Source organism: Actinocrispum wychmicini, from assembly GCF_004345645.1.
In the GTDB taxonomy this organism is placed as follows: Bacteria; Actinomycetota; Actinomycetes; order Mycobacteriales; family Pseudonocardiaceae; genus Kibdelosporangium; species Kibdelosporangium wychmicini.
The window spans coordinates 464,748-479,029 of sequence record NZ_SLWS01000006.1 but is presented as its reverse complement, the minus strand read 5'-3'; the positions used below and the strand labels follow the sequence as shown (position 1 = coordinate 479,029).

The following is a 14,282-nucleotide window of genomic DNA, read 5'->3' as shown; positions in this document are numbered from 1 at the left end:
GGCTCAGAGGGCGATGGCGGGTAGGAGCGGCCGGAACGGCGCGGGAGATCCCAGTTCGCTGCTTGCGGCGCTCGATGTCCACCTGGACCCTGAGTTGCTTCATCTGGCGCTCACCCACCGGTCGTACGCGTACGAGAACGGTGGCCTGCCGCCGAACGAGCGGCTGGAGTTCCTGGGCGACTCGGTTCTCGGCATGGTGATCACCGACCACCTGTACCGGACACACAGCGATCTGCCGGAAGGCCAGCTCGCGCGGCTGCGGGCCAGCGTGGTGAACATGCACGCCCTGGCCCGGGTCGCGCGCAACCTCGGCGCGGGTGGCCTCGGCTCGCACCTGCTGCTGGGCAAGGGCGAGGAGCTGACCGGTGGCCGGGACAAGGCGAGCATCCTCGCGGACACGCTCGAAGCCGTGATCGGTGCCGTGTACCTGCAGGAAGGCATCGACGTCGCCCGGTTGGTCGTGCACAAGCTGTTCGACCAGCTGCTGGACGAGGCGCCGCGGCGGGGTGCCGGCCTGGACTGGAAGACGAGCCTGCAGGAGCTGTGCGCGTCGGCCGGGCTGGGTGTGCCGGAGTACCGGGTCGAGGAGGAGGGCCCGGACCACCGCAAGGAGTTCAGCGCGACCGTGGTGGTCGCCGGCCGCAGCTACGGCAGCGGGGACGGGCGTACCAAGAAGGAAGCCGAGCAGAAGGCCGCCGAGGCGGCCTACCGTGAGCTGTCCGAGCAGGACGATGCCGGAACTACCTGAGGTCGAGGTCGTCCGCCGGGGGCTGGCGGCGCACGCGTCCGGTCGGACCATCACCGACGTCGAAGTCCTGCATCCGCGCGCGGTCCGTCGGCATGAGCTGGGCGGGTTGGACTTCGCGGCCCGGCTCAAGGGTGCGCGGATCGACGCGGTCAGCCGGCGCGGCAAGTACCTGTGGGTGGAGCTGGACAACGGCGAGGCCATGCTCGCGCACCTCGGCATGAGCGGCCAGATGCTCGTCCGCCCGAAGGGGTACGAGGACGAGAAGCACCTGCGGATCCGGTTCCGGTTCAAGGACAAGGGCCCGGAGTTGCGGTTCGTGGACCAGCGCACGTTCGGCGGCCTGGCACTGTCCGAAATGGTCACGGTGGACACGGTGCTGCTGCCGGTCCCGGTCGCGCACATCGCCCGCGACCCGATGGACCCGGCCTTCGACCCGGTCGCGGTGGTGAAAGCGTTACGCCGCAAGCACACCGACGTGAAACGGGCCCTGCTGGACCAGACCCTGGTGTCCGGGATCGGCAACATCTACGCCGACGAGGCACTCTGGCGGGCCAAGCTGCACTGGGCCCGGCCGACCGACAAGCTCAGCCCGGCGAAGGCCGCCGAGGTGCTGCAGCACGCCACCGACGTGATGAACGAGGCCCTCGAACTCGGCGGGACGTCCTTCGACGAGCTGTACGTGAACGTGAACGGCCAGTCCGGCTACTTCGACCGGTCCCTGAACGCGTACGGCCAGGAAGGCAATCCCTGTAACCGGTGCGGCGGCATCATCCGCCGCGAGGCGTTCATGAACCGCTCGTCGTTCTCATGTCCCCGTTGTCAGCCTCGCCCGCGCGTCCCGAGTCAGTGACTCCATCGGCGTCGCTAGTTTGGTGAGGAGCGGCGCCAGCCGGTCGAGATCGGCCAGGTCAGCCGGGTCCAGCAGGTCCAGCCGGGCCACGAGTTCGCGCGCCTCACCCTGGGCGAGGGAGATCAGCACCTCGCGGCCCTCGTCGGTGGCGACCACCCGGATCGCCCGGCCGTCCGCGGGGTCAGGTTCCCTGCGGACGTAACCGGTCGACTCCAGGCTGGTCACGGCCACCGTGGCGGTCGGCTGGGAGCACGGCACCCGCGCGGCCAGTTCGCCGACACGCATCGGGCCGTACCCCACCAGTTGGGACAGCACCAGGACCTGCGTGGGTTGCAGGCTGGTGTTGCGGACCGCGTGCCGGAGGGTCCTGAGCAACCGGTGCAGCGCGATCACGATGTCGAACGCCTGCTGCTCGGATGTCATTTTGCCCTCCACGTCCGGTTTGACGCTAGGACACCATTTCGGGCCGGTAGATGTCCAGCCACACCGCCATGTTGAGGATCCGCTCCAGGGCGCCACGGTCACGCCCTGTCACCTCGTCGACGGTGGCCAGCGACTGGGCCCACTTTCGGTCGGTCAGGTCGAACACCCGGTGGTTCCCCTCGGCGAGCAGATCCCGGACCTGCCGTTGGATCTCCTTGCCGTACGCGGGGTCCTGTGTGGACGGATACGGGCTCTTCACCCGGCGCACCACCGACTCCGGCAGTACGTCCTTGGCCGCGCCGCGCAGCAGGCTCTTCTCCCTGCCGTCGTACGTCTTCATCGACCACGGCGTGTTGTACACGTACTCCACGAGCCGGTGGTCGCAGAACGGCACCCGGACCTCCAGCCCGACCGCCATCGACATCCTGTCCTTGCGGTCCAGCAGCATCCGCACGAACCGGGTCAGGTGCAGGTACGAGTTGACCCGCATCCGGTGGGTGAAGTCGTCCTCGGTGTCCAGCCGGTCGACCTCGGCCACCGCCGCGGTGTACTTCTCCCGCCAGTACCCGGGCAGGTCCAGCCGGTTCCAGCCGCTGTCCGGGCTGTCCAGGCCGGTCATGTCGGTCTTGCGGAACATCTCGATCCACGGCCAGTTGTCCGCGAGCTGGACCTCCGGGTCGTGGAACTGCTTGTAGCCGCCGAAGATCTCGTCCGCCGACTCCCCGGACAGCGCCACGGTCGACTCCGCGCGGATCGCCTTGAACAGCAGGTAGAGCGACGCGTCCATGTCGCCCATGCCGGTCGGCATGTCCCGGGCGGTGATGACCTTGCGGCGGACGTCCGGGTCGGCCAGTTCCCTGTGGTCGAGCACGATGTCGCTGTGGTCGGTCTTGACGTGCTCGGCCACGTCGTGCACGTACGGCGTGTCCGGGGTGGCGCGCACGTCGTCGGGCTGGAAGTTCTCGGTCTGGCCGACGAAGTCCACGGCGAAGCTGCGCACCGGGATGTCCAGCTGGGCGGCGGACAGGGCGGTGATCGCGCTGGAGTCCAGGCCGCCGGACAGCAGCACGCACTCGGGCACGTCCGACACGAGCTGCCGCCGGACGATGTCGTCGAGCAGTTCCCGGACCCGGCTGACCGTGGTCTCCAGGTCGTCGGTGTGCTGTTTGGTCTCCAGCCGCCAGTAGGTGCGCTCGCGGATGCCCTCCTTGGTGACCGTCACGATCGTGCCGGGCACGACCTCCTTCATGCCCTTGTAGAACGCGTGGCCGGGGGTCTTGATGAACCCGGCCATCTCGCGGAACCCGTCGATGTCCACGATGGCCTTGACCAGGGGATTGGCCAGGATGGCCTTGGGTTCGGAGCCGAACAGCACGCCGTCGGCGGTGGGGTGGAAGTAGAAGGGCTTGATGCCCATCCGGTCCCGGATCATCACGAGCTTGTGGGTGCGCGCGTCCCAGATGGCGAACGCGTACATGCCGTTGAGCCGGTCCGCCACCGCCTCGCCCCACTGCAGGTAGCCGCGGAGCACCACTTCGGTGTCGCTGCTGGTGGTGAACCTTTCGCCGCGCGCCTCCAGTTCCGCGCGTAGCTCGGTGAAGTTGTACGCCTCGCCGCTGTAGACCATGGCCACGTCGCCCTGTGGCGTGGACACGGACATGGGCTGCGTTCCGCCCGGGATGTCGATGACGGCGAGTCGCCGGTGTCCCAGCGCGGCATCCCGGGCGACCCATGTGCCGGCGGCGTCCGGGCCGCGGCAGGACATGGTCTCGGTCATCGCGTCGATGGTCGGTTGCTCGCGGGTCAGGTCCCGGTCGTACGACACCCATCCAGTGATCCCGCACATGTGTTACCTCCCAAGTACCCTCCGTGTAACAATATTAATAGCTAATGCATCTAATTTCGGCAAGGGATCTCTGGTCGAGCGGTGGATCAAGAACCCGTCAAAGCGGCGTTTCCCGGCATCAAGAGCACGTCAGGGCCGCCCCGATCGGCGGTGGGGCGATGCACCCTCACCTGCGGGCCTCGGCAGTGAGGGTGGAACAGCTCTGTCGCGGCGGGGACATCCGTGGTAGCCGGTGTGATCCGGATTACCCGGTCGAGGGACAGGACACGAGTGTGCGCAACGTCAACCGCGCCGAGCGGGCGTGAGTGCCCCGCTGGCGCACACTAGGGACGTGGACTACAAGCGCCGCCGCGGCGAGCTGCGGATCTACCTCGGTGCGGCCCCGGGTGTCGGCAAGACCTTCGCCATGCTCGGCGAGGCCCACCGCCGCCTGGAGCGGGGCACCGACGTGGTGGTCGGGCTGGTCGAGACGCACGGCCGGGCCAAGACCGCCGCGTTGATCACCGGCCTGGAGGCGGTCCCGCGCACGCGCATGGAGTACCGGGGCCAGGAGTTCGAGGAGCTCGACGTGGACGCGGTCCTGGCCCGCAAGCCCGAACTGGCCGTGGTCGACGAGCTGGCCCACACGAACGTCCCCGGCTCCCGCAACGCCAAGCGCTGGCAGGACGTGGAGGAGCTGCTGTCCGCCGGGATCGACGTGCTGTCCACGGTCAACGTGCAGCACCTGGAGTCGCTCAACGACGTGGTGGAGCGGATCACCGGCGCCCGGCAGCTGGAGACCGTCCCGGACGAGGTGGTCCGCCGGGCCGAGCAGATCGAGCTGATCGACATCACCCCGGAGGCGCTGCGCCGCCGCCTCGCGCACGGCAACGTCTACCCGGCCCACCGGATCGACGCCGCACTGGGCAACTACTTCCGGCCGGGCAACCTCACCGCGCTGCGCGAGCTGGCCCTGCTGTGGGTGGCCGACCAGGTGGACGTCGCCCTGCAGCGCTACCGCGCGGAGAAGGAGATCACCGACACGTGGGAGGCCCGCGAACGGGTCGTCGTGGCGATCACCGGCGGCAAGGAGAGCGAGACACTGCTCCGCCGCGCCAGCCGGATCGCGACCCGCTCCGGCGCCGAGCTGATGGTGCTGCACGTGCTGCGCGGCGACGGGCTCGCGGGGGTCGGGCCGGACGCGTTCAGCAAGCTCCGCAAGCTCACCGACGACGTGGGCGCGACCTGGCACACCGTGGTCGGTGACGACGTCCCGACCGCGATGCTCGACTTCGCCCGCGGCGCCAACGCCACCCAGCTCGTGCTCGGCACGTCCCGCCGGTCGCGGCTGGCGCGGGTGTTCGACGAGGGCATCGGCGCGTCCGTGGTGCAGCAGTCCGGGCCGATCGACGTGCACATGGTCACCCACGAGGAGTCCGGTGGCCGGCTGCGGGCGAAGTTCGCGCGCAGCCCGCTGTCCCGGCAGCGCCGGATCGTCGGCTGGTCCCTCGCGATCATGCTGCCGGCGGTGGCGACCGCGGTCGGCGCGTTGCTGCGGCAGAGCCTGATCCTGTCGACCAACGTCATCGACTACTTCCTGGCCATCATCGTGGTCGCCCTGGTCGGCGGGCTCGGCCCGGCGGTGTTCGCGTCCGTGCTGTGCGCGCTGCTGCTGAACTTCTTCTTCACCGAGCCGTTCTTCACGCTCACGGTCGACGCGCAGCAGAACGTCGTCACGTTGGTCGCGATGGTCGTCGTGGCGGTCATGGTCGCGGTGGTGGTCGACCGGGCCGCCCGCCGGGCGGAACTGGCCGCGCGGGCCCGGACCGAGGCCGCGCTGCTGGCGTCGTACTCGCGGACCGTGCTGACCCACATCGAACCGTTGGACCGGCTGCTGGCCAAGGTCAAGGAGAACTTCGGGCTGACGTCCGTGGCGTTGCTGGAAAAGGAGGACGGCACGTGGCACCGGGTCGCGTGCGTCGGCGACTCCCCGTGCGACGAGCCGGACGAGGCCGACGTCGACGTGCCGGTGACCACGGACGTGCACTTGGCGTTGCGTGGCAAGGCTTTGCCCGCACACGACCGGCGTGTCCTCGAAGCCGCCGCCGGCCAGGCGCTGCTCGCGTTGCGGCAGCAGCGGATGGCCGCGCAGACGATGAAGGCGCAGCGCCGGGCCGAGACGACCGAGCTGCGGACGGCCCTGCTGTCGGCCGTCGGACATGACCTGCGGACGCCGTTGACCTCGATCAAAGCCGCGGTCGGCAGCCTGCGCGCACCCGACCTGAAGCTGTCCGAAGAGGACACCGCCGAGCTGCTGGCGACCGTGGAGGAGTCGGCCGACCGGCTGGCCGGCCTGGTGGACAACCTGCTGGACTCGTCCCGGCTGGCCACCGGCGCGGTCGAGCCGAACCTGAAGCCGGTGGGCTACTACGAGGTGGTGGCGCGCGCCCTGTCCGGTGTGGACAACGACGCCGGGGTCGCGGTCGACGTGGACGAAGGACTGCCGTTGGTGCGTGCCGATGTCGGCCTGTTGGAGCGGGTAGTGGCTAATGTGGTGGACAACGCGTTGCGGCACGGCGTGGTCGTACCGAGCCGGAAGGTCGATGTGGACGGTGATGGGCGGGTGAGCGTGGACGAGCCGGCGGTGGCCCTGCGGGCGAGCGCGTACGGCGACCGGGTCGAGCTGTGGGTGGTGGACCACGGCCGCGGCCTGCCGAAGGGCACGTCGACCGCGGTGTTCGCGCCGTTCCAGCGCCTCGGCGACCGGGACAACACGCCCGGTGTCGGCCTCGGCCTGTCGGTGGCGAAGGGCTTCACCGAGGCCATGGGCGGCACGATCCGCGCCGAGGACACTCCCGGCGGCGGCCTGACAGTCGTGATCTCACTTCCGGAGGCGAAGGTATGACCAAGGTCCTGGTGGTGGACGACGAGCCGCAGATCGTCCGCGCGCTGCGAATCAACCTGTCCGCGCGTGGCTATCAGGTGATCACCGCGCACGACGGCGCGGCGGCCCTGCGCGCGGCCGCCGAGGGCAAGCCGGACGTGGTCGTGCTCGACCTGGGCCTGCCGGACATCGACGGCACGGACGTGATCGCCGGCCTGCGCGGCTGGACCACGGTCCCGATCATCGTGCTGTCCGCCCGCACCGACTCCGGCGACAAGGTGGAGGCGTTGGACGTGGGCGCGGACGACTACGTCACCAAGCCGTTCGGCATGGACGAGCTGCTGGCCCGGCTGCGGGCGGCGGTGCGCCGGTCGACCGTGGCCGGCCCGGGCGAGGAGGAGGCGGTCGTCGAGACCGGCTCGTTCACCGTGGACCTGGCGGCCAAGAAGGTGCTGAAGGAAGGCGCCGAGGTGCACCTGACCCCGACCGAGTGGGGTGTCCTGGAGGTGCTGGTCCGCAACAAGGGCCGGCTGGTGGCGCAGAAGCAGCTGCTGCAGGAGGTGTGGGGCCCGGCCTACGCGGCCGAGACCCACTACCTCAGGGTGTACCTGGCGCAGCTGCGCCGGAAACTCGAACCCCAGCCGTCGCACCCACGGCACCTGCTGACCGAGCCCGGCATGGGCTACCGCTTCGAAACGGCATAGCAGTTACCCCTGGTAGAACTCGATCAGCACCTTGGCGAGGTCCTCCGGGGCCACGCCGTGCCACTCGCCGGCCAGCGCCCGGTGCGTGCCGTTCGGCAGGTTCTCGGCGACCGCGGCGGACCGGGCGGCCATGTCCGCACCGGTGGTGTGGCTGCTGAGCACCAGGGTCTCGGCCTGGACGGACCGCACCACGTCGAAGTCGGTCGCTGCCACGATCGCGCAGTCGTACAGCAGGGTGTGGGCGAGCGCTTCCAGGGCCGGCCACACCGGCCGCATCATGCCGTCCATCACCTCGTCCGGCACGCCGATGGCACGGTTGAACATCTCCACCGCGTCGCCGCGTTTGCCTTCGTCGACGAGGGCACCCAACTGGGTGACGAACTCCGGTGGGAACGAGGCGAATCCGCCGTCCCCTACCGGCGGCTCGAACAACACCATCTTCGGCACGGACAGCCGATGCGACTGCGCGGCGAGCAAGGCACCGGAGGAATGGCCGTAGAGGAAGGCCGAGCCGCCGGCTTCCTGGATGACCGCTTCGATGTCCTCGACCTCGCGTTGCACCGAGTACGGCAAGGTGTCGGTGCTTTCGCCGCGGCCTCGGCGGTCGTACGTGTACACAGTGAAGTCCGTCGCGAGCACGGCCGCGAGGGGTACCTGCGGACCGAAGTGCCGGTAGCAGCAGGCGCCGTCTATCAACACCAGCGCCGGCCCGGTGCCTGCCCGGTCGTAGGCGATCTTGGTTCCGTCGGCCGAGGTCACGGTTGTCGTCGTCATGTCAGGTTGGACAGCCGCCGGCCGGAAAACTCATCGGTCGACGGTCGGCTGTCGGCGCGCTACTCTCGGTGGTGAGATCCTGAGGGGGCCTCGCATGCGACGAATTTGGCTTTGTGCTGTCGTTTTCGCAGGTTTGGTCACCGGTCCGAGCGCGTCGGCCGCGTCGGATATCGGCGTGGCGGCGCCGCGGGTGGACTACCTCACCGACCCGACCGGGATCGATGACCAGCACCCGAAGCTGAGCTGGGAAATGTCGGCGGCCGGCCGGAACCAGACGCAGACCGGCTACCAGGTCCAGGCGGCGACCACGGCGGACGGTCTGGGTTCGCCGGACCTGTGGGACAGCGGCCGGGTGGCCTCGTCGGTGTCGGTGGGTGTGCCGTACGGCGGGCCCGCGCTGACGTCCCGCCAGCAGGTGTTCTGGCACGTCCGGGTGTGGGACGCGAACGGCCAGGTGACCGGGTGGAGCCCGGTGGCGCACTGGGAGATGGGGCTGCTGGGCCAGGCGGACTGGTCCGCGCAGTGGATCGCGTCGCCCGCGTCACCGGTGGTGGTCCGGTTCCCCGCGCAGAACGCTCGCTGGGTCCGGTTGAACGTGACGCGGCTTGGTCTGCCTCTCAAGGAGGACGCCTTCGCCAACCCGGTGTCCCGGCTGCAGTTGGCGGAGATGGCGGTGGGCGACAGCGCCAGCGGCCGGACGGACCTGGCGCTGGGCAAGTCGGTGAAGGTGTCGGAAAGCTATGTGGCGCCAGGGCAGTGGGCGCCGGAGTACGTGACCGACGGCCGGCTCACGGCCGACCAGCCGCCGTACGGATACACCAGCAGGGAGTACACCGACCCGAACCACTCGGCCTGGGTCGAGCTCGATCTCGGCCAGCAGCAACGGTTCGACGAGGTGCTGCTGTATCCGCGGACCGGCATCACCACGGCCGACGGCTACATTCCGAACTTCCCGGTGGACTACCAGATCCAGTACGCCAACGGCGGCCCGTTCTCGACTGCCTGGACCGTGACCGACCAGACGACGCCGTCGTCCCTCGCCTCAGCGCCCCAGTTCGCCAAACAGTTCAACGTCGGCCGACCGGTGCGCAGCGCACGGCTGTACATGACCGGCGTCGGCGTGTACGACGTGAGCATCGACGGTCAGGGCGTCACTTCCGCGGTGCTTCAACCGCCGAACACGGACTTCCGCAAACGCGTCATTTACACGACCTACGACGTGACGGCTCAGCTCGGCCAAGGCGACCACACAATAGGTGTCACGCTGGCCAACGGAATCGCCGACATGGCGGGCAACACCGGTGACCGCTGGAAGAAGTTCGACGACACCATGGCCACCCCGCGGCTGCTGGCCCAGCTGGAGATCACGTACGCCGACGGCGGCACGGCCCGGGTCAACTCGGACACCTCGTGGCGGACCGCGCCCGGACCGACTGTCTTCGCCAACTGGTACGGCGGCGAGGAGTACGACGCCCGGATGGCCCAATCCGGCTGGGACAAGCCGAACGGCCCCAGCAACGGGTGGCCGACGGCGGTCGCGTCCGCCGCGCCGAGCCCGCAGACCGTGTTGAGCGCCCAGATGGCGCCGCCGGTGCAGCCGGTCGGCACGCTGCGCCCGGTGAGCGTCACCAAGCGGCGCGACGGGGACTACGTAGTCGACTTGGGCACGAACTTCGCCGGCTGGGAGCAGCTCTCGGTGAGCGGCCCAGCGGGGACGCGGGTCACCATGCGGCCGGGCGAGCTGTTGGCCGCCGACGGCTCGGTCGACCAGCGGACGTTCGCCTACCAGTGGCACGTGTGGGACACGTACACCTTGGCGGGCAACGGAACCGAGGTGTGGCACCCGAGGTTCACGTATCACGGGTTCCGCTACCTGGAGGTGACCGGTCTGGCTGCGCCGCCGGATGTCACCGGCATCGAGTTGAGCACGGCCAACCCGCAGGCAGGCACGTTCGACTCCGCCAACCAGCTCGTCAACTCGGTCCACCGGATCGTCCATCAGGCGTACCAGAACAACCTGTTCGGTGTCCCGACGGACACCCCGGCCCGGGAGAAGCTCGGCTGGGTGGAACAGGACCACCTGGTCTTCGACGCGATCAGTCGCGACTACGACGTGGCCGCCTACTTCCGGCAGTTCCTCCGGACGGTCGCCGACAGCCAGCTCGACTCCGGGCTCGTCCCGGACATCACGCCCGAGTACACGGTGTTCTCCGGTGCGTTCCGCGACGACCCGAACTGGGGCAGCACCCTCGTACTGACCGCGTGGCAGCTGTATCAGACGTACGGTGACCGCGACACGCTCGCCGCGTTGTATCCGCAGATGCGGAAGTACTTGTCGTACTTGCAGAATCGCGCCGGTGGCGGTTCGCTGCTGACCGATGGTGACTCGCTCGGTGACTGGTTCGAGGTCAACTCCGGCGCCACTTCCGGCCAGCTGACCATCAACTACGCGTACCACGAGGTTGCCCGGACGCTCGCGAAGATCAGCGCGGTCCTGGGCGACAACCAGTCCGCGAACTCGTACAACGCCCTGGCAGGGTCGATCGGCGACGCCATCAACCGGACCTTCGCGCACGGCGACACATACGACAGGGGCAGCCAGGCGGCCGACGCCTTGGCGCTCGACATGGGGATCGTGCCGGACGCGTCCCGGCAGGCCGTGTTCACCCACTTGGTCAACGGGATCGCCCAGGCACGCAACCACTTGACGGTCGGCGAGATCGCGCTGACCGCGCTGATCCGGGTGCTGAGCGACGGCGGCCGGGACGACGTCCTGTACGACCTCCTGATCCAGACAGCCAGCCCCAGTTACGGCTACCAGGTGACGCATGGCGCGACGTCGTTGACCGAACGCTGGACCGGCCCGGACACTCCGGACTCCCAGGACCACTTGATGCTCGGGGCGATCGAGGGCTGGTTCAGTTCGGGGCTCGGCGGCGTCCGGACGGCGCCGGACGCGGTCGCGGGTGACAAGCTGGTGATCAAGCCGGCCGTGGTCGGCGGCCTGCCGCACGCCACGAGCACGTTCCATACGCCGCACGGACCGGCCGTCAGCGACTGGAACCGCTCGGGCACGTCGTTCTCGTTGCACGTCCAGGTTCCTGTCGGGAGCACGGCCACCGTCCAGGTCCCGGTCGACCCGGCCAACCCGGTCGCCACCGCCGGCTACCAGAGCGTCCAGAACGGCTTCGCGGTGTACCAGGTCGGCTCGGGTGGCTTCGACTTCACCAGCACGTTGCCCGTCACCGGGTCGACCACGGTCCGCGCGGCCAACGAAACCCTGGTGATGTTCACGGTCCGGGACGGGAAGCTGATGGGCACCAACCAGCAGCAGACCGACGGCGGTTTCGTCCCGTGGTACCGGCTGGACGGCGACGCCGGGGTGACCGGTGTGCCAGCTTCGGCCTTGTCGCCCGCGAACGGCAGGACAGTCCAGGCGTTCGCGCGGACGACCGACGGGAATATCAAGGTGTTCGGCCAGTCCAGCCCGACGTCCGCGTTCTCGCCCGGGGTCGTGATCGGCGGTGGACCGACCTTCGCCGGCGACCCGGCGGTCACGCTGGCGGCCAACGGCGGCATGCTCGTCACCGCGGTGGACACCACCGGGAACGTCTGGGCGGCCAGGCAGACCGCGCCCGGCACGTGGTTCGAACCGTGGACGAAACTCAGTGCCGCCGGTGGGTTCACCGGCACGCCGGCCGCTGTGCTGTCCCCCGGGGTCGGCGGCACGCTCAACGTGTTCGCGCGGACGACGGACGGCCACATCCAGGTGTTCGGACAGTCCACACCGGACTCCGGGTTCTCGGCGGGCGCGGTGGTCTTCGGCGACGGCCCCACGTTCGCCGGTGATCCCGCGGTCGGGCTGGCCGCCAACGGGACCATGGTGGTCGCCGCGGTGGACACCGGCGGGAACGTCCAGGCGACCAACCAGCCGGCCGTCGCCCAGTGGTTCCGGACCTGGTACCAGGTCAGCCTCTACGGCGGGCTGACCGGCCGGCCGGCGGTGGTGAAGTCGCCGGCGAACAACGGCACCGTGCAGATCGTCGCCCGGACCACCGGCGGTCAGATCGGGATCTTCGGCCAGTCCACGCCCACTTCGGGGTTCTCCACCGGTGACGTGATCGCCACCGACGGCGGACCGGCCGCGTCCGGCGAGCCCGCGCTGTGGCTCGCCGCCAACGGCACGATGATCGTCGCGGTCGAGTCAGGCGGCGACATCTGGGCCACCAACCAGTCGAGCGTCGCGTCGTGGTTCGTCAACTGGTACCGGATTTAGGACGCCTGCTCGCGAACGCGAACACCGGCAGGACGGCCAGCACCCCGGCGACGGCGGCCACCAGTGAGTAGCCGCCGTAACCGAACAGTTGGCCGGCGCCGACGCTGCCGAACACGGACGAGCCCCACACCACGGCGTCCACTGCGCCCTGTGAGCCGGTCGGCAGGATGCGGCTGAGCAGGCTGCTGCCGCCGACGAACATCAGGTTCCAGCCGTAGCCCAGCAGGAACAGCGAGATCGGCAGGCCGGACGTGTGCGACTCGGGATACGCGAACGCCAGCCCGGTCGCGATGGCCAGGACGACGATGCCGCAGGCGATCGTGACGCGCCCGCCGAACCGGTCGGCGAACCGTCCGGTCAAGGGGGACAGCGCGAACATGCCGAAGATGTGCGCGCTGAGGATCCAGCCGACCGTGTCGAGACTGTGGCCGAGGTGGTGCAGTTGGGGCGGCGTCATCGTCATGACGCCGACCATGACGACCTGCCCGACGATCATGGCCGCCAGCGGCAGCCGCAACTGGGGCTTGCGGAACACCGCCCAGCCTTCGGTCGGGCGCTGTTCGGGGGCCTCGTCCGGCGGCAGCAGGAACGCGGCGAGCGCGGCTGCCGCGACCGCGATCGCGGCGAACAGGGTGGGCCCGCTGAGATCCACCAGCCCCAACGACTGCGCGACCGAAGCGGCCGGTGCGATCAGCAGCGGCCCGGTCAACGCGCCGACAGTGCCCGCCCAGATCACGGCCGACAACGCGAACCCCTTGCGTTCCAACGGGTACAGGTCCGCGGCGAGATAGCGGGACAGTTGCGCGGCGCCGTTGCCCACACCGAGCATGGCCTGTCCGAGCAGCAGCAGTGCCAGCGAGCTGGTCGCTGCGCCGGCGAACGCGATGAGCGCGCCGACCGCGCCGAGGCTGTATCCGGTCAGCAACGCGTGCCGACGGCCGCGACGGGCGGTGAGGCGGCCGGCGAGCAGGGCGCCGACCGCGGTGCCGAACACGCTGGCCGCACTGGGCAGCCCGCTCCACGCCGCCGGGCCGATCTGGGCCGCGATCAGCGTGCCGGCCGTGGTGGCCAGCGTGGTCGACGTGTTCATCAGGGCGACGGTCGTGAACAACGCGCCCATGGCGCGTCGGCGGCCCGCTGTCCGCGGTGTGGCTGTCCCCAGTGTCATGGTCATCGATGGTATGCAGGTCGTAAGCTGCGGCGAAGGGTCGATGAACGCAATTCGACGCCGGTGACCGGCACAACGAACGGAGAATCAGGGCGATGACCTTGCATTCGGAAAGGCCGCTCGACGACCTGGACTGGCGCATCCTCGACCTGTTGCAGGACGACGGCCGGCTGTCGTTCAAGGAGTTGGGCCGGCGGGTGAACTTGTCCGCGCCGGCCGTGGCCGAGCGGGTGCGCCGGATGGAGGAGAGCGGCGTGATCACCGGGTACCGGGCCGCGGTCGACCCGCGCCGGGCCGGCCACCCGATCACCGCGTTCGTCGAGTTGCGCTGCCAGCTGAACAAGTGCCTGCTCAAGACGAGCACCGCCGAGGACTACCCGGAGGTGGTCGAGATCCACAAGCTCAGCGGCGACCACTGCTCGATGCTCAAGGTGCGGACCGCGTCCCTCGAACACTTCGAGGGGTTCCTCGAACGGATCAACCAGCACGGCGAAATGCGATCATCGGTTGTTCTGTCCACACAGTACGAGGGCCGGCCAGTCGGCCGCCCGGTGGTGGACTACTTCCGGTCCAGCAACCACAGTGGGTGGAGTTCGTAACGGATCGGTTGCGGGGGTTCACTCAATCGGG

The 14,282-nt window shown here is 69.5% G+C and carries 10 protein-coding genes; 6 read left to right on the top strand and 4 right to left on the bottom strand.

The features are described 5' to 3' along the window. Positions 1–13: 13 nt before the first annotated feature. Positions 14–748 carry a ribonuclease III gene (rnc, locus tag EV192_RS28450; protein ID WP_132120711.1) on the top strand — a complete coding sequence of 245 codons (735 nt, stop codon included), beginning with the start codon at positions 14–16 and terminating at the stop codon, positions 746–748. Continuing rightward, on the top strand, positions 732–1,598 hold the full coding sequence (gene mutM, locus EV192_RS28445) for a bifunctional DNA-formamidopyrimidine glycosylase/DNA-(apurinic or apyrimidinic site) lyase (RefSeq protein ID WP_132120709.1): 867 nt from the start codon (positions 732–734) through the stop codon (positions 1,596–1,598). Before rnc ends, mutM begins: the two co-directional genes overlap by 17 nt. Here the strand turns inward: mutM and EV192_RS28440 are convergent. Continuing rightward, positions 1,554–2,021: a MarR family winged helix-turn-helix transcriptional regulator gene (locus tag EV192_RS28440; RefSeq protein ID WP_132120707.1), complete on the bottom strand. Its 468-nt coding sequence runs from the start codon at positions 2,019–2,021 to the stop codon at positions 1,554–1,556. The genes mutM and EV192_RS28440 overlap by 45 nt on opposite strands. 25 nt (positions 2,022–2,046) lie before the next feature. After that, positions 2,047–3,867 carry an asparagine synthase (glutamine-hydrolyzing) gene (asnB, locus tag EV192_RS28435; protein WP_132120705.1) on the bottom strand — a complete coding sequence of 607 codons (1,821 nt, stop codon included), beginning with the start codon at positions 3,865–3,867 and terminating at the stop codon, positions 2,047–2,049. A 331-nt stretch (positions 3,868–4,198) separates the two neighbouring features. Between asnB and EV192_RS28430 the strand changes: the two genes are divergently transcribed. Then, the gene (locus EV192_RS28430) at positions 4,199–6,751 is read left to right on the top strand and encodes a sensor histidine kinase (RefSeq protein ID WP_132120703.1); all 2,553 of its coding nucleotides are present in this window, start codon (positions 4,199–4,201) and stop codon (positions 6,749–6,751) included. Further along, the gene (locus tag EV192_RS28425) at positions 6,748–7,434 is read left to right on the top strand and encodes a response regulator (RefSeq protein ID WP_132120701.1); all 687 of its coding nucleotides are present in this window, start codon (positions 6,748–6,750) and stop codon (positions 7,432–7,434) included. Before EV192_RS28430 ends, EV192_RS28425 begins: the two co-directional genes overlap by 4 nt. A 3-nt stretch (positions 7,435–7,437) precedes the next feature. Here the strand turns inward: EV192_RS28425 and EV192_RS28420 are convergent, their stop codons facing one another. Next, complete coding sequence (locus EV192_RS28420; protein WP_132120699.1) at positions 7,438–8,208, bottom strand: alpha/beta fold hydrolase; 771 nt, start codon at positions 8,206–8,208, stop codon at positions 7,438–7,440. A 175-nt stretch (positions 8,209–8,383) separates the two neighbouring features. Here EV192_RS28420 and EV192_RS28415 point away from each other — a divergent pair, with 175 nt between their 5' ends. Beyond that, positions 8,384–12,484, top strand: a complete 4,101-nt coding sequence (locus tag EV192_RS28415; RefSeq protein ID WP_132120697.1) for a family 78 glycoside hydrolase catalytic domain — start codon at positions 8,384–8,386, stop codon at positions 12,482–12,484. Here the strand turns inward: EV192_RS28415 and EV192_RS28410 are convergent. Further along, the gene (locus EV192_RS28410; protein WP_207926268.1) at positions 12,465–13,652 is read right to left on the bottom strand and encodes an MFS transporter; all 1,188 of its coding nucleotides are present in this window, start codon (positions 13,650–13,652) and stop codon (positions 12,465–12,467) included. The two genes, EV192_RS28415 and EV192_RS28410, sit on opposite strands and share 20 nt — an antisense overlap. 95 nt (positions 13,653–13,747) lie before the next feature. Here EV192_RS28410 and EV192_RS28405 point away from each other — a divergent pair, with 95 nt between their 5' ends. Beyond that, complete coding sequence (locus EV192_RS28405) at positions 13,748–14,251, top strand: Lrp/AsnC family transcriptional regulator (RefSeq protein WP_132120695.1); 504 nt, start codon at positions 13,748–13,750, stop codon at positions 14,249–14,251. Positions 14,252–14,282: the final 31 nt, after the last annotated feature.

What these genes read in the sequence shown, in the direction of transcription:
- EV192_RS28410 (WP_207926268.1), bottom strand. Translation starts at nt 13,652, where the DNA reads ATGACACTGGGGACAGCCACACCGCGGACAGCGGGCCGCCGACGCGCC.
- mutM (WP_132120709.1), top strand. Translation starts at nt 732, where the DNA reads ATGCCGGAACTACCTGAGGTCGAGGTCGTCCGCCGGGGGCTGGCGGCG.
- EV192_RS28440 (WP_132120707.1), bottom strand. Translation starts at nt 2,021, where the DNA reads ATGACATCCGAGCAGCAGGCGTTCGACATCGTGATCGCGCTGCACCGG.
- EV192_RS28420 (WP_132120699.1), bottom strand. Translation starts at nt 8,208, where the DNA reads ATGACGACGACAACCGTGACCTCGGCCGACGGAACCAAGATCGCCTAC.
- rnc (WP_132120711.1), top strand. Translation starts at nt 14, where the DNA reads ATGGCGGGTAGGAGCGGCCGGAACGGCGCGGGAGATCCCAGTTCGCTG.
- EV192_RS28405 (WP_132120695.1), top strand. Translation starts at nt 13,748, where the DNA reads ATGACCTTGCATTCGGAAAGGCCGCTCGACGACCTGGACTGGCGCATC.
- asnB (WP_132120705.1), bottom strand. Translation starts at nt 3,867, where the DNA reads ATGTGCGGGATCACTGGATGGGTGTCGTACGACCGGGACCTGACCCGC.
- EV192_RS28425 (WP_132120701.1), top strand. Translation starts at nt 6,748, where the DNA reads ATGACCAAGGTCCTGGTGGTGGACGACGAGCCGCAGATCGTCCGCGCG.